Source organism: Streptomyces sp. NPDC002793 (assembly GCF_040295485.1).
Lineage (GTDB): Bacteria > Actinomycetota > Actinomycetes > Streptomycetales > Streptomycetaceae > Streptomyces.
In genome coordinates, this window is the sequence record NZ_JBEOVL010000017.1 from 99,164 (window position 1) to 121,129 (window position 21,966).

Sequence of the window (21,966 nt, forward strand, 5' to 3'; positions counted from 1 at the left end):
CAGGCCGGCGGAATCCGGCGGTCAGGCGGTGAAGCGGCCCGCGCGCCGGATCTCCGGATAGTCGGTCGTCGCGCCGTCGAGCCCCAGCGCGCGGACGAGGCGCAGATGGTCCTGGGTGTTCACCACCCAGCCGATCACCCTCAGGCCCTCCGCATGCGCCTGCTCGACCACCTCGAGGGTGAGGCGGCGGATGTTCAGCGCGAGCGTCGCCGCACCCACGGCCTTCGCCCGTTCCACCACGTCACCTTCCCAACGGCTGGCGATGAGCACCGTCCGCACGCCAGGGACCAGCTGCGCGATCTCGGCGACCGCCTCGTCGTGGAACGAGGACACCTCGACACGGCCGGCCAGATCACGTCGCAGCATCACCTCGGCCAGTGCCCTCGCGGCCGCCACGTCCTTGATCTCGGCCTGTACCGGGGAGCCGATCGCGTCGAGCACCTCCTCGAAGACGGGCACCCGTTCGCCCTGGCCGGCGTCGAGCTCTCGGAGCTCCGCCATGGTCTTCTCGGCGATCAGACCCCGCCCGTCCGTCGTGCGGTCCACGGCGGGGTCATGCATCACGGCGAGTGCGCCGTCCTTGCTCAGATGGAGATCCAGCTCGACGGCGTCCATGCCGGCCTGCTCCGCGTGCGCGAACGAGCGCAGCGTGTTCTCCGGTTCGACACCCATGACCCCGCGATGACCGATGGTGAGAAAAGTCAAGGCACTCCCGCTTCCGTCCGTCGTGTCCGCCCCGTGCGGCTTCCGCACCAGGGAACCAGTTCTCGCACGCCGAACGGTCACCGCCTGTCGACTCCGGTGGAAGGAGTTGTCGCATGGATGTGTGGCAGGAAAAATAGCGGTGAAGATGAGGGGTGGCAGGATAATTTTCATCTCTCCACTTGTCCGCAGGAACCGCACATGGATACGGTTGCTTGACGCGAGGTTCTCCCGTGAAGGAAGTGTTATGACGGAAATTCTTGAGCATGCCACCGCCACCGGCGCGATAGCTGCTTCCCAGCGGGTCGTGGAGCACCCGGCCTGGCCCGCGCTCAAGAGTGCCGTGGAAGAGCTCCGTCCCTGGCAGTCCAAGGACGGCTCCATCGACTTCGAGGCCGACGGGGCGCCCTCCGTCGAGACGGCCGGAACCGTCATCGAACGTGTGATCGCGGCGGTCGAGCAGCTCTCCCCGCTGCTCCCGCACGACGACGTCTACCACCGCGCGCTCGTCGCCGACCTGCGCCGCTGGGCCGCGGACGGCTTCGGAGTCCCGGACTTCCTCGACTCCCTGCTCGCCTTCCAGCCGGCGAAGGACCGCGTGGACGGCCTGCAGCACCTGGTGGTCTTCGCGATGTACACCCAGAACGGCAATCCGGACCGCAATCTCGAAGCCGTCGTGCTGCGCATGGTCTGGCCCGATTGGCTCGCCGACCTCGAGGCCACGCGGTACGACAACCCGCTGTTCTGCGGCATCACCTTCGAGGACTTCACCGCGGGCTACGACACCAACTCCGCGGTGCTCTTCCCCGAGACCATCGCCGTACGTGAGGCTCCGGAGCGCTTCAGCTGGGGCGGCATCTTCTGCGACCGGGAGGCCGCGCGCTTCCGCCGTGTGACCGAGGCGTCCGTCGACCTGCTGGGCGTGGAGCTGCCCGACGACATCCGCGAGATGATCGGTGACCAGAAGCGCTGTGAGCAGGCCTTCGTGCTCTGGGACATGGTCCACGACCGCACCCACAGTCACGGTGACCTCCCGTTCGACCCCTTCATGATCAAGCAGCGCCAGCCGTTCTGGATGTACGGGCTGGAGGAGCTGCGCTGCGACCTCACAGCCTTCAAGGAGGCCGTGAAGCTGGAGGCCGACGGCTTCGGCCAGGGCCGTGACGTCCAGTTCGCGGTGCTCTTCGACCGGATGTTCCGTTTCCCCGTCACCGGCGAGCGCGTGCGCAACTACGACGGCCTCGGTGGCCAGCTGCTCTTCGCCTACCTCCACAAGCACGACGTGGTCCGTTGGACCGACAACACGCTGAAGATCGACTGGGACCGTGCTCCGCAGGTCACCAACCAGCTCTGCGGAGAGATCGAGAAGCTCTACCGTGACGGCATCGACCGCCCCAAGCTCGTGCACTGGTTCGCGGCGTACGACCTGGTCGCGACGTATCTCGCCCCCCACCCGGGATCCCGCTGGGCCAAGGGTCCGGACGCCCTGGACGTGACTCAGCCGCCCCGGAAGCTCGTCGACGACGTGCTTCCGGACGAGTTTCCCCTGAGCATGTTCTATGAGGCGCTGTCGAAGAAGCTGAAGCATGTGATCGCCTCGACCCGGGGGATCACCGCGGCGGACGCCGGGCGGGCAGCAGCGTGAGCGCGGGTTCTGAGGAGACGGTGGCGATGAACGGAACAGGCAGGACCGACAGCGGTGCGCTCGAGGGCGCGGTGGTCGCGGTGGCCGGAGCGGCGGGGCCGGCGGGCCGCGCCACCTTGCTCCGGCTCGCCGAGGCGGGCGCGACCGTGGTCGCCTCCGACGCCAATCCCGAGCGTCTCGCGGAGGCCGTCGACGCCGCGCGGTACGCACACGGCGGGGCGACGGTCACCGGGGACACGGTCGATCTGCTCGACCTGGCGGCCACCCGGGACTGGGTCGCCAAGACGGAGAAGGAATTCGGCCGCGTCGACGGCCTCGTCCACCTCGTGGGCGGCTGGCGCGGTGGTTCCGGATTCGCGGACACCAGCCTCGCCGACTGGGACTTCCTGGAGAAGCTGCTGATCCGTACCGTCCAGTCGACGTCGCTCGCGTTCCAGGACGTTCTCCAGCGCAGCGACCGCGGCCGGTACGTGCTGATCAGTGCGGCCGGTGCCAGCAGGCCCACCGCCGGAAACGCGGCCTACTCCGCGTCGAAGGCGGCGGCCGAGGCCTGGACACTCGCCCTGGCCGACGCCTTCCGCAAGGCGGGGGGCGACGCGGGACCGACTTCCGCGGCTGCGATCCTGGTCGTCAAGGCATTGGTGCACGACGCGATGCGCGCCGAGCGCCCGAATGCGAAGTTCGCGGGCTTCACGGATGTCACGGAGCTGGCCGAGGCCATCGCCGGAGTCTGGGACGAGCCCGCCGGAGAAGTGAACGGAAAGCGTCTGTGGCTGACCCCGCAACCGTAAGGACCGATGCGCGACGTCATCACGACCCGCAGGTACGCGGTTTCGCCAGTGACAACTACGCGGGTGCGCACCCCGAGGTTCTCGCGGCGCTCGCCCTCGCCAACGGCGGCCACCAGGTCGCCTACGGCGAGGACGACTACACCGGACACCTCCAGCGGATCATGCACAGCCACTTCGGTCCCACCGCTGAGGCATTCCCGGTCTTCAACGGCACCGGAGCCAACGTCGTCGCCCTCCAGGCGCTGACCGACCGCTGGGGCGCGGTGATCTGCGCCGAGTCCGCCCACATCAACGTGGACGAGGGCGGCGCGCCGGAGCGGATGGGCGGACTGAAACTGCTCACCGTCCCGACACCGGACGGCAAGCTCACGCCGGAGCTCATCGACCGCGAGGCGTACGGCTGGGACGACGAGCACCGGGCGATGCCGCAGGTCGTGTCGATCACCCAGAACACCGAACTGGGCACGGTCTACACCCCCGGCGAGATCCGCGCGATCTGCGAGCACGCCCACGAGCGGGGCATGAAGGTCCACCTGGACGGGGCGCGGATCGCCAACGCCGCCGCGTCGCTGGACGTGCCCATGCGTACGTTCACCAACACGGTCGGGGTCGACGTCCTCTCGTTCGGGGGCACCAAGAACGGTGCGTTGTTCGGCGAGGCGGTCGTCGTCCTGAACCCGGATTCCGTCCGGGCCATGAAGCACCTGCGCAAGCTGTCCATGCAACTCGCCTCCAAAATGCGCTTCGTCTCGGTACAGCTGGAGGCGCTGCTCGCACGTGACCTCTGGCTGCGCAACGCGCGCCATGCCAATGCCATGGCCCAGCGGCTCGCCGACGGGGTCCGCGCGGTGGACGGCGTGGAGATCCTTCACCCGGTCCAGGCCAACGCGGTCTTCGCACGGCTGCCGCACGAGGTGACCGAGCGGCTGCAGAAGCGGTTCCGGTTCTACTTCTGGGACGAGAAGGCCGGAGACGTCCGCTGGATGTGCGCGTTCGACACCCGCGAGGACGACGTGGACGCCTTCGTGCTGGCGCTCAAGGAGGAGATGGCCAGGGAGTGACGGTGTGCATGGCTATGCGGTCGATCGGAAATCTATTGCCTCTGGTCGGCCGCCTGGCTACGCTCCGTGGGTATGAATCCGATCCAGCATGCCCCCGCACTCTCGGCCTACCTCGCCGCTGACGAGGTCATCGACCATCACCACCCGCTCGTGCGGGAGGCAGCCGAGCGCCTCGGCTCCGGAACGGCTGACGCATATACATACGCGTCCGATGCCTTTACATATGTGCGTGACACCATCCCTCACTCGATGGACGTGGGGGACCCGAGAGTCACCTGGCGCGCCTCCGACGTCCTCGCCGAGCGCACCGGCATCTGCTACGCCAAGGCCCATGCGCTGACCGCCCTGCTGCGGGCAGCGGGCATCCACGCCGGCCTCTGTTACCAGCGGCTGACCGCGGGCGACGGCACGGGCCTCGTCGTGCACGGCCTGGTCGCGGTACGGCTCCCCGCGTGGGACAGGTGGATCCGGCAGGATCCACGGGGGAACGTGGGCGGGATCGATGCCCGGTTCTCGGCGGGTGCGGAACGGCCGGCCTGGGTGGCGCGGCCGGAGCTCGACGAGATGGACTACCCGGAGGTCTACGCCGCACCGCACCCGACCGTTCTCCGCGCGCTGCGGAGCTACCGCGACGGAGCGGAACTGGGCAGGAACCTGCCGTCCGCACTGTGAAGCCGCCGCCCGCCGCGGAGCGGCGGGCGGCGGGACGTCACTTCCGCTCCACGACGGATCAGCCGAGCTCGCGTGCCTCCGCGGGCGTCGGGGCCGTACCGCCGAGGTGGGACGGGACCCACCAGGTGTCGGCCGCGTCCCTGGGGCGCACCGGATAGGCGCGCTGTGCCGCCTCGAGGAGCTCCTGGACGCGCTCACGGAGCCGACGGGTGATCGCCCCCGCGTACTGGTCGGCCGGGGCCTCCACGGCCTCTCCCACCCGGATGGTGATCGGGGTGTGGCTGCGCCGGAAGTTGCGCGGCCGTCCCTTGGTCCACAGTCGCTGGGTGCCCCAGAGCGCCATCGGGATCAGCGGTACGCCGGCCTCCTGGGCCAGTCGCGCGGCGCCCGACTTGAAGCTCTTCAGGGTGAAGGACTGCGAGATGGTCGCCTCGGGGAACACGCCCACGATCTCGCCGGCGCGCAGTGACGCCAGCGCGTGCGCGTAGGCGTCCTCGCCCTGGTTGCGGTCCACGGGGATGTGCTTCATGCCGCGCATCAGGGGTCCGGACACCTTGTGGCGGAACACCGACTCCTTCGCCATGAAGCGGACGAGCCGCTTCTGGGGCAGGGCGCCGAGTCCGGTGAAGATGAAGTCCAGATAGCTGATGTGATTGCTGACCAGAACCGCGCCACCGGTCTTCGGGATGTGCTCCGAACCCTGGGTGTCGATCTTCAGGTCGAGCGCCTTGAACAGCGTGCGAGCGGCGCCGATGACCGGCCGATAGACGAGTTCTGCCATCTGGATGAAGACCCTTCTTCAATGCCTGGGGAGGGTTCTCCCGGCGGAAGTTACGCAGCCGTAGGTTTTCGGCATTGTGGCGATCGTGCCCCATGCGCGACGCCGTGGCCAGCCCCAAAGGCCCCAGGACGAGAGATTCTCGTCACGTGAATCCTCCGGGAATGTAATGCCGTCGCAGGACGCTGACCCTTTGCGCAGAGCTCTGAGAGGGAGGACCGGATGGATGGACGGGCGGCCGTCGGCACTTTGGGCGCGGCCCAACTCGGCGTGGAACTGGGGGATCGGGCCACTCTGGTCCAGTTCTCCACCGCGTTCTGCCAGCCGTGTCGTGCGACCCGGCGCACCCTCGCCGAGGTGGCGGGCATGGTCGAGGGCGTGGCCCACGTCGAGATCGACGCCGAGGAGCATCTGGCGCTCGTGCGCAGCCTCGGTATCAGCCGGACCCCCACGGTGCTGGTGCTCGACGCGGCGGGCCGCATCATCCGTCGGGCGGCGGGACAGCCGCGCACGGCGGATGTCGTAGCGGCGCTGGGGCAGGCGATGTGACGGGCCGTGACACATCTCCCACATGACTGGACGCACTTGACTGTGTACACCACGCATCGTCATTCTGACGCTATGCCGCCAGCACTCCTTCTCTTCGGCCGGGTCCACATCGACCTCGCGCGTCACGCGAGCGCGTGCTGTCAGGGTGCGTGACGAACCAGCGGACCCGTACGCCTCTTCGCAGAAGGATCTTCCCATGACGGCCTCGCCCGACCTCGGTACTTCCCGGACGGCTGCTCCCGGACTTCTCCGCTCCGTCTTCCGGCAGCATGCCGCCGGAGTCGCCGTGATCACCGCCGCCGGAGCGGCTCCCGTCGGTTTCACCGCGACCTCGCTCAACTCCGTCGCCGCCGAGCCGCCGCTCATCTCCTTCGGGGTGGGCACGTCGTCCTCCAGCTGGCCCGTGGTCTCGGAGGCGGAGCACGTCGGTGTCCACATACTCGGCGAGGGGCAGCGGGAGCTGGCCGCGAGGTTCGCCCGCAGCGGCGCCGACCGGTTCGGGCCGTCCACCGACTGGCGTGCGGGGCCCGAGGGTGTGCCCCTGCTCGGGGGAGTGGTGGCGTGGCTGGTGTGCCGTGTGGTGGCCCGGGTTCCGGCGGGGGACCACCGCATCGTGATCGCCGAGGTCGTGGCCGGGGACCCCTCGGGAGGCGGTCGGCCGCTGGTCTACCACCAGGGCGGTTTCACGGCTCTGCGAGACTGAGCGGGAGCAGGGCGGCAACGGAACGGACATGGTTGTCCACGTCACAGTTCCAAGCGCTTGCTTATGGGTAACGTACTGGGTGTACTGGCGAGTAATATTTCGCCGGGAGCCGGGTCGCCCCCGACCGGAATCCGCCCGATAAGGCGCCTATGCTGCGTGCAACAAGGCAGCCCAGAAATGACGATGCAGTAGGAGAGCCGGCGTGAGCTTGAGGATCGTTGTCTGTGTGAAGTACGTGCCCGACGCCACCGGCGACCGGCACTTCGCCGATGACCTGACCCTGGACCGTGACGACGTCGACGGTCTGCTGTCGGAGCTCGACGAGTACGCGGTCGAGCAGGCGCTGCAGATCGCCGACGAGGCGGACGACGCGGAGATCACCGTGCTCACGGTGGGCCCCGAGGACGCCAAGGACGCGCTGCGCAAGGCGCTGTCGATGGGTGCCGACAAGGCCGTCCACGTCGAGGACGACGACCTGCACGGCACCGACGTCATCGGCACCTCCCTGGTCCTGGCCAAGGCGGTCGAGAAGACCGGTTACGACCTGGTCATCTGCGGCATGGCGTCGACCGACGGCACCATGGGTGTGCTCCCGGCGCTGCTCGCGGAGCGCCTGGGCGTCCCGCAGGTCACCCTGCTCTCCGAGGTCTCGGTCGACGGCGACACCGTGAAGGGACGTCGCGACGGCGACTCCGCGAGCGAGCAGCTCGAGGCCTCCCTGCCGGCCGTGGTCTCCGTGACCGACCAGTCGGGCGAGGCTCGCTACCCGTCGTTCAAGGGCATCATGGCGGCGAAGAAGAAGCCGGTGGAGTCGCTGGACCTGGAGGACCTGGAGATCGAGGCGGACGAGGTCGGCCTGGGTGGCTCCTGGACCGCGGTCGACTCCGCGGCCGAGCGTCCCGCCCGCACGGCGGGCACGATCGTCAAGGACGAGGGCGAGGGCGGCAAGCAGCTGGCCGCCTTCCTCGCGGAGCAGAAGTTCATCTAGACACAGCCCTGCGGGCCAGACGTTCGTCTGCGCCCCGGCTGCTCCCTCACCCGTCCCGCCCTCCCTCGCACGCAGGAGATTGAAGTCCCATGGCTGAAGTTCTCGTCTATGTCGACCACGTGGACGGTGCCGTCCGCAAGCCCACCCTGGAGCTGCTGACGCTCGCCCGCCGCATCGGCGAGCCCGTCGCCGTCGCCCTCGGCAACGGGGCCGCCGACACCGCCGCCGCACTCGCCGAGCACGGCGCGGTCAAGGTCCTGACCGCCGACGCGCCGGAGTTCGCCGACTACCTCGTCGTACCGAAGGTGGATGCCCTCCAGGCCGCCTACGACGCCGTGTCCCCGGCTGCCGTGCTGCTGCCCTCCTCGGCCGAGGCCAAGGAGATCGCGGCCCGCCTGGCGCTCCGCATCGGCTCCGGCATCATCACCGACGCCGTCGACGTCGAGGCCGGCGCCGAGGGTCCGGTCGCCACGCAGTCGGCGTTCGCCGCCTCGTACACGACCAAGTCCCGTGTCTCCAAGGGCACTCCGGTCATCACGGTCAAGCCGAACTCGGTGGCCGTCGAGGCCGCCCCGGCCGCGGGCGCCGTCGAGGCCCTCACGGTCTCCTTCTCCGCCACGGCCACCGGCACCAAGGTCCTCTCGCGCACTCCGCGTGAGTCGACCGGGCGTCCGGAGCTGACCGAGGCCGCGATCGTCGTCTCCGGCGGCCGTGGTGTCAACGGCGCGGAGAACTTCGCGATCATCGAGGCGCTCGCCGACTCCCTCGGTGCGGCTGTCGGTGCCTCGCGTGCCGCGGTCGACGCCGGCTGGTACCCGCACACCAGCCAGGTCGGTCAGACCGGCAAGAGCGTGTCCCCGCAGCTGTACATCGCCTCGGGCATCTCCGGTGCGATCCAGCACCGGGCCGGCATGCAGACCTCGAAGACCATCGTCGCGGTCAACAAGGACGCCGAGGCGCCGATCTTCGACCTCGTCGACTACGGCGTCGTCGGTGACCTCTTCGCCGTCGTCCCGCAGCTCACCGAGGAGGTCAAGTCCCGTAAGGGCTGACCCCGCAGGAGTTCTGTCCGTGTGACGGCCCGGGGCCGCGTGGTGTTCGCACCGCGCGGCCCCGGGCCGTTTCCGATCACCATTGACGCGGAACAGGGAGGCTTATAACTTCACCATGCGGATGAATCATTCCGGTCAGCGGAATTCCTGAACAAGTGGAGGGTACGGCCATGGGTCAGCAGGAGAAGGTGGCGACGAGCCTCACCGGCACGGTCGGCGCGGAGATCGGCGCCTCCCTCGCATCGGTGGACGCCGAACTCGCCCGCCGTTACCCAGGGGACCCCGGTACGCGCCAGCCCGTCCACACCGTCTACGTGCCCGCGGACTCCTTCACCCCCACGACCGTCCGCACCTGGGGTGACCAGGCGCTGGCAGCGCTCGACGAGCACGCACCCGACGCCGTCTCGCTCGCCACGGTCCTCGGCATCCCGCAGGAACTCGCCGGGCCCGTCCACGACCGCGTACGCGCCAAGCTGGAGCGCGAGCCGGTCGAGGACCTGCGCATCGACTTCGAGGACGGCTACGGGCCCCGCCCCGACGCCGAGGAGGACGAGGCGGCCGCCCGCGCGGCGCGTCTGGTCGCAGAGGCGTACGCCGACGGGACCGCGGCTCCGTACATGGGCATCCGGATGAAGTGCATGGAGTCCGCCGTACGTGACCGGGGCATCCGCACCACGGACATCTTCCTCACCGGCCTGATGCGGGCCGGTGGCCTGCCCGACGGGCTCGTCCTGACGCTGCCCAAGGTGACCTACCCCGAACAGGTCACGGCTTTCGTGCGCCTGCTCGAGGCCTTCGAGGAGGCCCACGCACTGCCCGCCGGGCGCCTCGGGTTCGAGATCCAGATCGAGACCAGCCAGTCCATCCTGGCGGCGGACGGCACCGCCGCCGTGGCCCGCATGATCGACGCCGCCCGGGGCAGGGCGAGCGGTCTGCACTACGGAACCTTCGACTACAGCGCCTGCGTGGGCGTCAGCCCCGCCTACCAGGCCAGTGACCATCCCGCCGCCGACCACGCCAAGGCCGTCATGCAGGTCGCGGCGGCCGGTACCGGCGTGCGGGTCTGCGACGGCTCCACGAACGTGCTGCCGGTCGGCCCCGCCCAGCAGGTCCACGACGCCTGGCGCCTGCACCACGGCCTCACCCGCCGCGCGCTGGCCCGCGCCTACTACCAGGGCTGGGACATGCACCCGGGCCATCTGCCCACCCGGTACGCGGCCGTCTACACGTTCTACCGCGAGGGCCTCGGCCAGGCGGCGGCCAGGCTCGCCGCCTACGTGGCCAAGGCCGGCGGTGACGTCATGGACGAGCCCGCCACCGCCAAGGCGCTCAGCGGTTACCTGCTCCGTGGCATCGACTGCGGCGCACTGGACACGGCGGAGGTCACCGGGCTCACCGGCCTCGGCCGTCCGGAGCTGGACGCCCTCGCCGCGCCGGGCCGGGGCGGCCCGACGGTGTGAGCCGGTGCGGCGAGCGCGGCGCGGACGGTGCGGCACCTCACCGCCGCACCGTGCCCCGGATCCGCCTGGCCCGCCGGGTGAGCCTGCTGCGCAGCCCCATGCTGACAAGGGCTGCGGTCGGCAACTCGCCGGAGCGCAGCCGTGGTAAGCCCCTTCGGGGGAACAGCAGGGCTCAGGCGGGCGGGAGTTCGCCCGAGCCGCGCGCGATGAGCCGGGTGGGGAGCTCGACCCTGGCCGGGGCGTGCGCGGCGCCGTCGAGGCGGCGGAACAGGTGCTCCGCCGCCGTGCGGCCGACCGTTGCGGCATCCTGCGAGATCACCGTGATGCCGAGCAGATCGGCGAGTTCGATGTCGTCGAAGCCGACCAGGGCGATCCGGCGGTCGCACTCGGCGAGGACGCGGACGGCGGTGACCGTCACCCGGTTGTTGCCCGCGAAGAGCGCGGTCACCGGCTCCGGGCCGCTGAGCATGGCCTCGGCGGCGGCCCTGACCCGGTCCGGGTCGGTCGGGCCGAGGGAGACCCAGGCGTCCTGGACCTCCACCCCGGAGTCGGTCAGGGCCGCGTGGTAGCCGCGCAGCCGTTCCTTCGCGGTGTGGATGCGCGGATGGTCGCCGATGAAGCCGATCCGGCGGTGGCCGTGCGCGACCAGGTGGGCGACGCCCGCTCGTGCTCCGCCGAAGCTGTCCGAGAGGACCGTGTCGGCGTCCACCCGGCCCGCCGGTCGGTCGACGAAGACGGTGGCGATGCCCGCCTTCATCTCGGGCTCCAGATAGCGGTGGTCGTCGCCGGCCGGGATCACGATGAGACCGTCCACCCGGCGGGCGCAGAGGGCGAGGACGAGCTCCTGCTCGCGCTCCGGGTCCTCGGCGCTGGAGCCGTTGATCAGCAGGGCGCCGTGCGCGCGGGCCACTTCCTCCACAGCGCGGCTCAGCGGGCCGTAGAAGGGGTCCGCGAGGTCCTCCAGCACGAGGCCGATGGAGGCGGTCCTGCCCTTGCGCAGGACGCGCGCGCTGTCGTTGCGGCGGAACCCGAGGGCCTCGATGGCCTCCTGGACGCGGCGCTCGGTGTCGGGGGTGACACCGGGCTCGGTGTTCACCACGCGTGAGACCGTCTTGAGGCCCACCCCGGCTCGTGCCGCCACGTCCTTCATGGTCGGCCTGTTGCCGTAGCGGGACTCGGAGGGGCGGGCGGTCTCGGCCACGGTGCGCTGTCCTGTCGTCGGGAGCGGGTTGCTTCCGGCCTTCACCGGTGATGCCGGGGGCGGGCCGGATGCTGTGGCGTCGAGCATAGGCCCTGGACAACGTTGTCAAGAGAATGGAGACTGGGTCGGCCATCCGATTGAAGTCGCAGGTCCTGCCCCTCACCCTCCGGAGAGTCCACACCGATGCATACCGACCTCGTCGCCGCGCTCGACATCGGCGGTACCAAGATCGCCGGGGCGCTGGTCGACGGCGGCGGAACCCTACTCGTGCGGGCGCAGCGCCCGACACCCGCCCGTGAGGGCGCCGAGGCCGTGATGGGTGCGGTGAGCGACGTCCTGACGGAGCTGACGACATCCCCGCTGTGGCGCCGTGCGCGCGCGGTCGGCATCGGCAGCGCGGGGCCCGTGGACGCCTCGGCCGGCACGGTCAGCCCGGTCAACGTACCGGGCTGGCGCGGCTTTCCGCTGGTGGACAGGGTGGCCGCGGCCGTCGACGGGCTGCCGGTCACGCTGGTCGGCGACGGGGTCGCGATGACGGCGGCCGAACACTGGCTGGGCGCCGCCCGGGGCTACGACAACGCGCTGTGCCTGGTCGTCTCCACCGGTGTCGGCGGGGGACTCGTACTCGGCGGAAAGCTGCATCCTGGTCCCTCGGGCAACGCCGGTCACATCGGTCACATCAGCGTCGACCTGGACGGCGACCTCTGCCCCTGCGGCGCGCGCGGCTGCGTGGAGCGGATCGCCAGCGGGCCGAACATCGCCCGGCGGGCCCTGGAAAACGGCTGGAGCCCCGGCCCCGACGGGGACGCGACGGCCGCCGCGGTGGCCACTGCCGCCCGGGCGGGCGACCCGGTGGCGGCCGCGTCCTTCGAGCGCGCCGCCCAGGCGCTCGCCGCGGGTATCGCCGCCACGGCCACCCTGACCGACATCGACATCGCCGTGATCGGCGGAGGGGTGGCGGGCGCGGGGGAGGTCCTCTTCGCGCCGCTGCGCAGGTCGCTGCGCGACTACGCCACGCTCTCCTTCGTCCAGGACCTCACCGTGACCTCCGCGGTGATGGGCACCGACGCGGGCCTGGTAGGTGCCGCGGCGGCCGCCGCGACGGCCCTGCCCGGTGCCATCGGATCGAACGGCGTGCGGGCCGTAGCCGCCCCCTGATGCGCCGTCCCCGAGGAGCGTCCGCGCAACCGCGTCACCCCGGTGGGGTTTCCGGAGCGGGGTGATGCGGGCAAGCCACAGGGGGCTACGGAAGAGGGGGACCCGTGATCGTCTGGATCAACGGTGCGTTCAGTGCGGGCAAGACCAGCGCCGCGTGCGAACTGATCGATCTGATCCCGAACAGCACCTTCTACGACCCCGAGCTGACCGGCGGGGGACTGAGCAGGCTGCTGCCCCAGAAGAAGCTCGCCGAAGTGACCGACTTCCAGGACCTGCCGATATGGCGGCGCCTGGTGGTCGACACGGCGGCCGCGCTGCTCGCCGAACTCTCCGGGGTGCTGGTGGTGCCGATGACACTGCTGAGGCAGGACTACCGTGACGAGATCTTCGGAGGGCTCGCCGCCCGTCGCATACCGGTGCGTCATGTGCTGCTCTCACCTGAGGAAACGATCCTGCGCAAGCGGATAGCCGAGCGCGAGGAATGCGCCGACGACCCCGAGCACAGTGAGCGGGTCCGGCAGTGGGCGTACGAGCACATCGAGCCCTACCGGGCGGCGCTCGGATGGATCACCGAGGACGCCCACACGATCGACACCAGCGCGCTCACCCCGTACGAGACGGCCGAGCGGATCGCCGAAGCACTGCGCACCGGTGCGGCCGGGGAGTGCGGGATAGTCCAGACCCCCGAGCCGAGAGCCGAGACGGTGGCGTCCGGGGTGCTGCTCTTCGACGAGCACGACCGGGTGCTGCTCGTCGACCCCACCTACAAGCCCGGCTGGGAGTTCCCCGGTGGTGTCGTGGAGCCCGGAGAGGCTCCGGCGCAGGCAGGGATACGGGAGGTCGCCGAGGAGCTCGGGCTCTGTCTGGACGTGATGCCCGAACTCCTGGTGGTGGACTGGGAGGCGCCGAAGCCGCCCGCGTACGGAGGACTCCGCTTCCTGTTCGACGGCGGGCGTCTGCGTGGCGAGCAGGCCGCGCGGCTGCTGCTGCCGGGATCGGAACTGCGCGGCTGGCGGTTCGCCACCGAGGACGAGGCGGCCGGCATGCTCCCACCGACCCGCTTCGAGCGGCTCCGATGGGCCCTGCGCGCCCGGGAGCGGTCCGTCGTGCTGAATCTGGAGGCCGGGGTGCCCGTGGGCGGCCGATAGCCGCCCACGGTGCGCCGCTCACTCCGCGGGATCGGGCACGGGCTCCTCGCCCCCGGACAGCCGGGGCCTCCAGCCGGTGCGCCAGGGCGCCGTGCGCGTCCGCGAGTCCTTTGGCGGCCCTGCGGTGGTCGCGGTGGCCGTGGGTGAGCACGATCCGCCGATCCCCGCCCGGATCCGGTCCGAGCCCGCGTACACCGTCCTCGATGTCCCGGCGGCCGGAAATCCGCTCCGGGCGACTCCGCCCGACGCGTACCCCTGGACGGGCGGGCCCTCAGACCTGCTTGGACTCGGCGTAGTTGCGCAGGAAGAGAGCCTCGGCGACCGAGAGCCGCTCGAGCTCCTCGGGAGACACGCTCTCGTTCACCGCGTGGATCTGGGCCTCCGGCTCGCTCAGCCCGATGAGCAGGATCTCCGCCTGCGGGTACAGCGCGGCCAGGGTGTTGCAGAGCGGAATGGAGCCGCCCATGCCGGAGGACTGCATCTCCTCACCCGGGTAGGCGAGCCGCATGGCCTCGGCCATGGACGTGTAGGCGGGGCTGGTGACGTCGGCCCGGAACGGCTGCCCCTGGCCGACCTGTTCGACGGAGACCCGCGCACCCCACGGAGCGTGCGCCTCGAGGTGGGCGGTCAGCAGCTTCGTCGCCTCCCCGGCGTCCTGGCCCGGCGGGACCCGCAGACTGATCTGCGCCCGCGCGCTCGCCTGCAGCGACGGGGTCGCTCCGACCACCGGCGGGCAGTCGATGCCGATGACCGTGACCGCGGGCCGCGCCCAGACGCGGTCGGCGACCGTGCCCGTGCCGATCAGCCCCACGCCGTCGAGCACCTTGGCGTCCTTGCGGAACTCGCCCTCCGGGTACTGCAGTCCGTCCCACTCCGCGGCGGTCGTGAGCCCGTCGACCGTCGTCGTGCCGTCCGCGGACCGCAGGGACGCCAGCAGCTGGATCATCGCGGCCAGCGCGTCCGGGGCCGCGCCGCCGAACTGCCCGGAGTGCAGGTTCCCTTCGAGGGTCTCCAGCCGCACCCGCAGCATGGTCATGCCCCGCAGCGTGGCGGTGACGGTCGGCAGCCCGACGCGGAAGTTCCCGGTGTCACCGATGACGATCGTGTCGGCGGCCAGCAACTCAGGGTGTGCCTCGGCGTACTGTTCGAGACCGCCCGTCCCCTGCTCCTCGGAGCCCTCCGCGATCACCTTGACGGAGACCGGGACGCCGCCGTTCGCCTTGAGGGCGCGCAGCGCGAGCAGGTGCATGATGAAGCCGCCCTTGCAGTCCGCTGCGCCCCGGCCGAACCAGCGTCCGTCGCGCTCGGTCAGCTCGAACGGCGGGGAGAGCCAGGCGGACTCGTCCAGCGGCGGCTGCACGTCGTAGTGCGCGTAGAGCAGCACGGTGGGCGCGCCGGCCGGGCCGGGCAGGTAGCCGTACACCGACTGGGTCCCGTCCGGGGTGTCGAGCAGGGCGACGTCCTGGAAGTCCTCGGCACGCAGGGCGTCGGCGACCCAGTCGGCGGCCGCCTCGCACTCGCTCCTGGGGAACTGAGCAGGGTCCGCCACCGACCGGAAGGCCACCAGCTCGGCGAGCTCCGCCTGCGCACGGGGCATCAGCGAGGCAACGGTCTCGGAAATCGGACGGGCGGTCATGGGCACGCTCCTGGTGGGTGCGACGTTAGGACTATGGCGCGGTGGGTACGCGGCCGGCGGCGACGCCATGGATGCGGCGTCGCGTGTACAACGAATTCATCGCCGATCCTCCCACAGCGGAGTTCGGCCGCGGCGCGCCGTAGGATGCCGTGAGCAGCTGGGGCCACTGGTCGGATCGGGAGCAGAAGCACATCGTGAGCAGCGAGAACGCAGACGCCGGACGTGAGCCGGATGAGTCGTCGTCGTCGGTACCGCGGGATTCCTCGGTATGGGATGTCGTCGTGGTCGGCGCGGGCCCGGCCGGAGCCTCCGCGGCGTATGCGGCGGCCGTCGCAGGCCGTCGGGTGCTGTTGCTGGAGAAGGCGGAGATCCCCCGCTACAAGACGTGCGGCGGTGGGATCATCGGGTTCTCGAGGGACTCCCTGCCCCCCGGCTTCGAACTGCCTCTGAAGGACCGGATCCACGCCGTCACCTTCTCGCTCAACGGGAAGCTGTCGCGCACCCGCAGGTCCAGGCGCATGCTCTTCGGTCTGATCAACCGGCCGGAGTTCGATGCCGGGCTGGTTGAAGAGGCGCAGAAGGCGGGCGCCGAGCTGCGCACGGGCGCGACGGTGACGCGGGTGGAGCAGCACGGCACCGCCGTGCCCGACCGGCGCACGGTCGCCGTGGTGCTCTCCGGCGGCGAGACGTTGCTCGCCAGGGCCGTCGTCGGCGCGGACGGCAGCGCGGGCCGCATAGGGGCTCATGTCGGCGTGAAGCTCGACCAGGTCGACCTCGGGCTCGAGGCTGAGATCCCCGTTCCGGAGACGGTCGCCGAGGACTGGGCGGGCCGGGTGCTCATCGACTGGGGTCCGATGCCCGGGAGTTACGGCTGGGTGTTCCCCAAGGGCGACACGCTGACCGTCGGCGTGATCTCGGCGCGCGGTGACGGTGCGGGGACCAAGCGCTATCTGGAGGACTTCGTCGGCCGGCTGGGCCTGGCCGGGTTCGAGCCGTCGGTCTCCTCCGGCCATCTGACCCGGTGCCGCAGCGACGACTCCCCACTCTCCCGCGGACGGGTGGTGGTCTGCGGCGACGCGGCCGGGCTGCTGGAACCCTGGACCAGGGAAGGTATTTCCTTCGCCCTGCGGTCCGGGCGGCTCGCCGGTGAGTGGGCGGTGCGCATCGCGGAGTCGCACGACGCGGTCGACGCCCGGCGCCAGGCACTCAACTACGCGTTCGCCATCAAGGCGGGGCTGGGCGTGGAGATGAGCGTCGGACGCCGCATGCTCAGGCTGTTCGAGCGGCGCCCCGGGCTGCTGCACGCGGTCCTGACAGGCTTCCGCCCCGCCTGGAGCGCGTTCGCGGGGATCACCCGGGGGACGACGTCGCTGGCCGAACTGGTCCGCTCGCATCCGCTGGCACAGCGGGCCCTGCACGTGATGGACCGTCAGGGAAAGGACCAGGTAGGCTCGCGACCGTGATCCGGAGGCCGGAGAGGCGTGGCGGAAGCCACGCCGAGGCGGCGTCGGGCTCGAACAGGTCGCAACTCGCCCAGGGCGTGTTTCGGAAGTCCCGCCTGCCTGCCGACGCCTGGCACGCACGCTCGCCGCGTTGTCGGGATCACTCCGATACATCCAGTATCGGGGCGCCCTAGGAACCGGGGCTGGTGCGCCCCGGCCGCTTCGGCTCGACGGGCGGCAGCCGAAGTTCCTCCGCCGGGCGGGGAAAACGCCGGAGCACATGTACGACCCGGACGGCGAACACGACTGCGCCGAGTGCCGCCCCGACGCGGAACAGTACGCCTTCGGTGCCGCCCGGCAGCTGGAGGACGAGGGCGGGGAGCAGGTAGACCCCGGTGAAGGTGGCCGCGGCCACCATCACTCCGCTGACCAGGGCGTAGCCGATCTCCACGGTCATCGCGTCCCGCTCCGCCTGAGTGCGTCGAGCCATGCACGCAGTGTCACAGGGGCGGTGGCCCACGGCAAGGCCGCTTTCTCCACTGCTGCGCGGCGGAGCCGGAAAGCTGGTATGCGTGTGCATGTATTGCGCGTACATCTACAGCTCGCTCCTCTGCTAGCGTGCGGTCATGGCAGTGGAGAAGTCCGAGCAGGCGCTCGTCGACGAGTGGCGCGAACTGCTCGCGCTACACGCCAGGACGCTGGGCGAGCTCGACAGAGCACTGGCCCGGCACGGCCTGGGAGCCAGCGACTTCGAGGTTCTGGACGTCCTGGCGGAGGCCGCGCAGGGCGGGGACGCGTGTTTGCGCGTTCAGGAGATCGGCTCGCGGGTCCATCTCAGCCAGAGCGCGCTGTCGCGGCTCGTGGCGCGGCTGGAGAAGGGCTGCCTCGTACGCAGGGCGATGTGCGAAGAGGACCGACGCGGTGTGCGCGTCGAGCTGACGGATGAGGGCCGGGCGCTCCACGCGCAGGCCCGGCCGCTCCAGCGGGCGGTGCTTACGCGGATGTTGAACCGGGCAGGCGGCTGAGCCCGCTCCGGTCACGACCAGACGACCGCCGCGTTCTCCTTCCACAGCCGGGCGACCTCGCGGTCTCCCGACAGGCCGGCGGGCGGGATCGGCCCGCGGTTCCACAGTCCCAGGTAGAGCTCCTCGGCGGTGCCGCTCAGGGTGCAGTCGGCTGGCGTCTCCGCGGCGGCGTTCCCGCGCACCGTGAGCGGCGGTTCGGCCGACAGCCGCACGGTCCACACCGCGTCGATGTCCACGGCCCGTACCCGGAGGGTGCGCGGGGAATCCGTGCGCACCCGGCTCTTGGCACGGGCGTGGAAGCCGGCCAGCAGTTCGTCGATCCCGTCCACCGCGTGCCGCGGTGTCACCGGAGTCAGCGGGCCACCCCGGGCCGACTCGGCGTCCACCCGGTGGATCCTGGTCTCGTGTGCCTGCCGACGCGCCCAGAAGGCGAGCGGGGACGGCGCGGAGAACAGGGTCCAGCACTCCAGGCCGGCCGGTGCGGTCCGGAGCGCCTCCACCAGCAGGCCGTGGCCCTCGGTGAATCGGTCGAACAGCGCGTCGCCGTCCAGACCGGGCTCCTCCTCCGCCGGACGGTACGACCGTCGACCCTCGACGACGATCGCGGTCGCCCAGCGGTGCACCATGCAGGTGTGTTCCAGGAGGTCGCGTATGCGCCAGCCCGGGCAGCTCGGGACGAGTGCCCGCGTCCCCGCTGCCCGCGCTGCGACGGCGAGGGCGTGGCCGTCCGCGGCGAGGGCGCTCAGGTGCTCGGACATCTCCACGCCGAGGATTGTGCCAGAACCTCAGGCGCCCTGGGGGTGTGCCGGGCGACCACGGCGGGGGCCGCGGAGCAACCGGGAGAACCAGCCCAGGGCACAGGCCTGTACGAGCACCGACACGATCAGGGCGACGTAGGTGAACCAGGCGGGCCCACCGGATTCCGCACCGGTCATCGAGCCGCCGAGGAGGAAGACGAAGACGGTCGGTGCGGCGAGGAAGAAGAGCCAGACGCCGGAGAACGAGGCATCCTCATGCGTCACGAACAGGGTGTCCACCGCGACGAACACCACGGTCGCCAGTACGAGGCCGAGGTATATCCGCGAGACCGTGTTGCCGAAGGTGAGCCGTGCGAGCGCGCTGAGCCGTTGGTTCGTCGTCTGGTGACGCATGTTCCGCTCCCCGTGAATCGTTGATGTCTCCATCGTGCGCCGGATGGGCCGCCGACGCCTGAGTACGACTACTCAATCGTTCAGGTGTTCGCCGCGTTGCGGGCTGCATAGCCCAGGACGGCTGCCGCAGCGGCGAGCAGCGTCACCGTCGTGAGGGCGACCGGGAGGGAGTACGCGTCGGCCAGGAAGCCGATCACCGGAGGCCCCAGGAGCATTCCGCCGTAGCCGAGGGTCGACGCGGCGGCCACCCCGCTGGGGCCGGCCAGGGCGCCCGCCCGGCCGACCGCCACGGGAAATATGTTGGCCAGACCGAGACCGGCCACGGCGAAGCCGAGCAGAGCCGACCAGACAGCCGGAGCCAGTGCCCCCAACAGCATCCCCGCCGCGGCCGTCACCCCGCCCACCACCAGTGTCCGGGTCTGCCCGAACCGATCGAGGAGAGCGGTGCCGGACAGCCTGCCGACCGCCATCGTCAGGGCGAACAAGGAGTATCCGGCGGCGGCGAGCCCGGGGGTGGCACCCAGGTCCTGACTGAGGTGCAGCGCGCCCCACTCGGCCAGTGCACCCTCGCCGTACGCCGTGCAGAGGGCGATGACGCCGAACAGGATCACGATCCGGCGCGCGTGGACGCCCGTCTTCGGTTGCCCGGAGTGGTGCACCTCCGCCTGATCCACCGGCGTTGCGGCGGGCCGGCAGCGCAGGAGCACCGGGCCGGTCACGGCGGTGACGAGAAGTCCCCAGCCGGTGAGGGCGAAGAGATGCGTCGCGGGTGAAAGGCTGCCCGCGACCAGTCCGCCGAGCCCCGCGCCCGCCATGCCACCGAAGCTGAACGCTGCGTGGAAGCCCGGCATCACGGGCCGGCGCAACGCGGTGACCAGATCGACGGCCGCGCTGTTCATCGCCACGTTCATCCCGCCGTACGCGGCGCCGAAGAGCAGGAGGACGAGACCGAGGGCGAGGGCCGAACCCGTCTGTGCCGGCAGGGCGATGCTCAGTGACAGCAGTACGCCGCAGACCACGGTGACCGCGTGACTTCCGTAGCGCCGGCAGAGCCTGCCGGTGAGCATCATGGTGATCACGGCACCGGCGGAGACGCCGAGCAGAGCGAGCCCGAGGGTGGAGGCGGTGGCCCCGGTCCGGTCCTTGATCGCCGGGATGCGGACCACCCAGCCGGCGAAGAGGAACCCGTCGAGGGCGAAGAAGACGGTCAGCGCGGTACGGAGGCGGGTTGACGCGAACGGTACGGAGTCCCCGCCGAGTCCCCCCGCCAAGGCCGCCCGCAGTTTGTTTACGTTCGGCACAAAGTGCAGCATAGGTGCGGTCCGACGGCGTACGCAAGAGCGCTGCCCCGGTGACCGGCCGGTGAACGGGGCGGGATGCCGGAGCGTCGGCAGCGGCTCCGGATCATGGGAGACTCGCCCCCATGAACGGCAAGCCGACCACCACGCGGACGAAGTTGGAGAGGGGCCGCAGCGCGCTCGGGCCCGCCCTGGAGCTCGTGCACACCGGACGCGCACCCACGCGCGCCGTGCTGACCTCCGAACTCGGTGTCACCCGTGCGACGGCCGGCGCGGTGGCCGCGGAGCTGGAGGCGCTGGGGCTCATCAAGGTCGACTCCAGCCCCGGCTCCGCCGCCGGTTCGCAGGGCCGTCCCTCGCACCGCCTGTCCGTCCTCGGTGGCGGCCCCGTGGCCCTTGCCGCCCAGGTGCACTCCGACGGCTTCCGCGCCGCACTCGTGGGGCTCGGAGGAAGGATCGTGGCCACCGCGCCCGGCTGCGTCGCCGTCACCGCCGACCCTGCCCAGGTCCTCGGCGAAGTCGTCGAGGCGGGGGCCCGACTCCTGCGCGAGAGCGGGCTGCGCTGTGTCGGTGCGGGGCTCGCCGTGCCCTCCGCCGTGGCCGAACCCGACGGGACGGCACTCAACCCGCTGCACATCGCCTGGCCGGCCGGCGCCCCGGTACGCGACATCTTCTCCGCCTGCGTACGCGACGCGGGAATCGCCGGTCCCGCGTTCACCGCCAACGACGTCAACCTCGCCGCCCTCGCGGAGCACCGGCACGGCGCCGGACGCGGTGCCCAGCACCTGCTCTGCGTCGCCACCGGACACCGGGGGGTGGGAGGCGCCCTCGTCCTGGACGGGCGTCTGCACAGCGGGAGTTCGGGACTGGCCCTGGAGGTGGGGCATCTCACCGTTAACCCCGAGGGCCGCCCCTGCTACTGCGGCGGACGAGGCTGCCTCGACGTCGAGACGGATCCCCTCGCCTTCCTCACCGCCGCACGCCGGGATCCCGGCCCCGAGGAATCGCTGCTCAAGCAGTCCGGCGACCTGCTGCGCACGGAGTACGACGACCCCGATGTGCGGGCAGCCGCCGAGGAGCTGATCGACCGGCTGGGTCTCGGGCTCGCAGGGTTGGTCAACATCCTCAACCCGGACCGCATCATCCTGGGCGGACTGCACCGCGACCTCCTGGAGGCCGACCCCGAACGGCTGCGGGCCGTGGTCGCCGACCGCAGCCTGTGGGGCCGCAGCGGCAGTGTGCCGATCCTCTCCTGCACGCTGGACCACAACAGCCTGGTGGGTGCGGCCGAACTGGCCTGGCAGCCCGTACTCGACGACCCCTTGGCCGCCCTGACCTGACCGGCCCCGCTCAGGCCGTGGCGGGTGGGCGCCCGCGTCGGACCGGCACAGGGCACCTTCCCCGGCGGCCCCTCGCCGAGCGACCGCGCCGGCCGGCTCCTGCCCGGGCGGCGCGGGACCGCGGAGCGGCGTGGGTGTCGCACGCCGAGTTCCCCGGCAGGGACGT

22 protein-coding genes are annotated in these 21,966 nt (G+C 71.1%); 14 read left to right on the forward strand and 8 right to left on the reverse strand.

The genetic code is table 11. From position 1 onward, the window contains the following. Positions 1-21: 21 nt before the first annotated feature. Positions 22-672: a glycerophosphodiester phosphodiesterase gene (locus ABT001_RS18760; RefSeq protein ID WP_351278525.1), complete on the reverse strand. Its 651-nt coding sequence runs from the start codon at positions 670-672 to the stop codon at positions 22-24. A gap of 277 nt (positions 673-949) precedes the next feature. Here ABT001_RS18760 and ABT001_RS18765 point away from each other — a divergent pair, with 277 nt between their 5' ends. From ABT001_RS18765 to ABT001_RS18780, 4 genes are all read left to right on the forward strand, one after another. Beyond that, positions 950-2,347: a DUF6421 family protein gene (locus ABT001_RS18765; RefSeq protein WP_351278527.1), complete on the forward strand. Its 1,398-nt coding sequence runs from the start codon at positions 950-952 to the stop codon at positions 2,345-2,347. A gap of 26 nt (positions 2,348-2,373) precedes the next feature. Continuing rightward, the gene (locus tag ABT001_RS18770; protein WP_351278529.1) at positions 2,374-3,138 is read left to right on the forward strand and encodes an SDR family NAD(P)-dependent oxidoreductase; all 765 of its coding nucleotides are present in this window, start codon (positions 2,374-2,376) and stop codon (positions 3,136-3,138) included. Next, positions 3,117-4,199: a threonine aldolase family protein gene (locus ABT001_RS18775; RefSeq protein WP_351278531.1), complete on the forward strand. Its 1,083-nt coding sequence runs from the start codon at positions 3,117-3,119 to the stop codon at positions 4,197-4,199. Before ABT001_RS18770 ends, ABT001_RS18775 begins: the two co-directional genes overlap by 22 nt. A gap of 72 nt (positions 4,200-4,271) precedes the next feature. After that, the gene (locus ABT001_RS18780; protein ID WP_351278533.1) at positions 4,272-4,871 is read left to right on the forward strand and encodes a transglutaminase-like domain-containing protein; all 600 of its coding nucleotides are present in this window, start codon (positions 4,272-4,274) and stop codon (positions 4,869-4,871) included. 58 nt (positions 4,872-4,929) lie between these two features. Here the strand turns inward: ABT001_RS18780 and ABT001_RS18785 are convergent, their stop codons facing one another. Continuing rightward, positions 4,930-5,652 carry a lysophospholipid acyltransferase family protein gene (locus ABT001_RS18785; RefSeq protein ID WP_351278535.1) on the reverse strand — a complete coding sequence of 241 codons (723 nt, stop codon included), beginning with the start codon at positions 5,650-5,652 and terminating at the stop codon, positions 4,930-4,932. A gap of 219 nt (positions 5,653-5,871) precedes the next feature. Between ABT001_RS18785 and ABT001_RS18790 the strand changes: the two genes are divergently transcribed. From ABT001_RS18790 to ABT001_RS18810, 5 genes are all read left to right on the forward strand, one after another. Continuing rightward, positions 5,872-6,198, forward strand: a complete 327-nt coding sequence (locus tag ABT001_RS18790; protein WP_351278538.1) for a TlpA family protein disulfide reductase — start codon at positions 5,872-5,874, stop codon at positions 6,196-6,198. Positions 6,199-6,394: 196 nt separating this feature from the next. Then, complete coding sequence (locus ABT001_RS18795) at positions 6,395-6,901, forward strand: flavin reductase family protein (RefSeq protein WP_351278540.1); 507 nt, start codon at positions 6,395-6,397, stop codon at positions 6,899-6,901. Between the two features lie 202 nt (positions 6,902-7,103). Beyond that, complete coding sequence (locus tag ABT001_RS18800) at positions 7,104-7,889, forward strand: electron transfer flavoprotein subunit beta/FixA family protein (RefSeq protein ID WP_351278543.1); 786 nt, start codon at positions 7,104-7,106, stop codon at positions 7,887-7,889. 89 nt (positions 7,890-7,978) lie between these two features. Next, positions 7,979-8,941 carry an electron transfer flavoprotein subunit alpha/FixB family protein gene (locus tag ABT001_RS18805; RefSeq protein ID WP_351278544.1) on the forward strand — a complete coding sequence of 321 codons (963 nt, stop codon included), beginning with the start codon at positions 7,979-7,981 and terminating at the stop codon, positions 8,939-8,941. A gap of 170 nt (positions 8,942-9,111) precedes the next feature. Continuing rightward, positions 9,112-10,401 (forward strand): DUF6986 family protein, encoded by a 1,290-nt coding sequence (locus ABT001_RS18810; protein ID WP_351278547.1) that lies wholly within the window; start codon positions 9,112-9,114, stop codon positions 10,399-10,401. Between the two features lie 172 nt (positions 10,402-10,573). Here ABT001_RS18810 and ABT001_RS18815 read toward each other — a convergent pair whose 3' ends face one another. Further along, the gene (locus ABT001_RS18815; RefSeq protein WP_351278550.1) at positions 10,574-11,602 is read right to left on the reverse strand and encodes a LacI family DNA-binding transcriptional regulator; all 1,029 of its coding nucleotides are present in this window, start codon (positions 11,600-11,602) and stop codon (positions 10,574-10,576) included. Positions 11,603-11,785: 183 nt separating this feature from the next. Here ABT001_RS18815 and ABT001_RS18820 point away from each other — a divergent pair, with 183 nt between their 5' ends. Then, positions 11,786-12,760, forward strand: coding sequence for an ROK family protein (locus ABT001_RS18820; RefSeq protein WP_351278553.1), 975 nt, complete (start codon positions 11,786-11,788; stop codon positions 12,758-12,760). 104 nt (positions 12,761-12,864) lie between these two features. After that, entirely contained in the window at positions 12,865-13,908 is a 1,044-nt protein-coding gene (locus tag ABT001_RS18825; RefSeq protein ID WP_351278555.1) for an NUDIX domain-containing protein, read from the forward strand. Positions 13,909-14,179: 271 nt separating this feature from the next. Here ABT001_RS18825 and ABT001_RS18835 read toward each other — a convergent pair whose 3' ends face one another. Further along, positions 14,180-15,544, reverse strand: coding sequence for a dipeptidase (locus tag ABT001_RS18835; RefSeq protein WP_351278558.1), 1,365 nt, complete (start codon positions 15,542-15,544; stop codon positions 14,180-14,182). A gap of 194 nt (positions 15,545-15,738) precedes the next feature. Here ABT001_RS18835 and ABT001_RS18840 point away from each other — a divergent pair, with 194 nt between their 5' ends. Next, the gene (locus ABT001_RS18840) at positions 15,739-17,007 is read left to right on the forward strand and encodes a geranylgeranyl reductase family protein (protein WP_351278560.1); all 1,269 of its coding nucleotides are present in this window, start codon (positions 15,739-15,741) and stop codon (positions 17,005-17,007) included. Between the two features lie 169 nt (positions 17,008-17,176). Here the strand turns inward: ABT001_RS18840 and ABT001_RS18845 are convergent, their stop codons facing one another. Then, positions 17,177-17,476 (reverse strand): DUF6332 family protein, encoded by a 300-nt coding sequence (locus ABT001_RS18845; RefSeq protein WP_351278562.1) that lies wholly within the window; start codon positions 17,474-17,476, stop codon positions 17,177-17,179. Positions 17,477-17,612: 136 nt separating this feature from the next. Here ABT001_RS18845 and ABT001_RS18850 point away from each other — a divergent pair, with 136 nt between their 5' ends. Further along, entirely contained in the window at positions 17,613-18,011 is a 399-nt protein-coding gene (locus tag ABT001_RS18850; protein WP_351278565.1) for a MarR family transcriptional regulator, read from the forward strand. Positions 18,012-18,022: 11 nt separating this feature from the next. On the opposite strand, the gene ABT001_RS18855 is transcribed toward ABT001_RS18850, so the two are convergent. The 3 genes from ABT001_RS18855 to ABT001_RS18865 all read right to left on the reverse strand — a co-directional run bounded on the left by ABT001_RS18855 (position 18,023) and on the right by ABT001_RS18865 (position 20,463). Then, on the reverse strand, positions 18,023-18,775 hold the full coding sequence (locus ABT001_RS18855; RefSeq protein ID WP_351278567.1) for a maleylpyruvate isomerase family mycothiol-dependent enzyme: 753 nt from the start codon (positions 18,773-18,775) through the stop codon (positions 18,023-18,025). Positions 18,776-18,796: 21 nt separating this feature from the next. After that, positions 18,797-19,162: an SCO4225 family membrane protein gene (locus ABT001_RS18860; protein WP_351278570.1), complete on the reverse strand. Its 366-nt coding sequence runs from the start codon at positions 19,160-19,162 to the stop codon at positions 18,797-18,799. Between the two features lie 80 nt (positions 19,163-19,242). Then, on the reverse strand, positions 19,243-20,463 hold the full coding sequence (locus ABT001_RS18865; RefSeq protein WP_351278572.1) for an MFS transporter: 1,221 nt from the start codon (positions 20,461-20,463) through the stop codon (positions 19,243-19,245). Positions 20,464-20,585: 122 nt separating this feature from the next. On the opposite strand from ABT001_RS18865, the gene ABT001_RS18870 reads away from it, so the two are divergent. Next, the gene (locus ABT001_RS18870; RefSeq protein ID WP_351278575.1) at positions 20,586-21,800 is read left to right on the forward strand and encodes an ROK family protein; all 1,215 of its coding nucleotides are present in this window, start codon (positions 20,586-20,588) and stop codon (positions 21,798-21,800) included. Positions 21,801-21,966 lie beyond the last annotated feature (166 nt).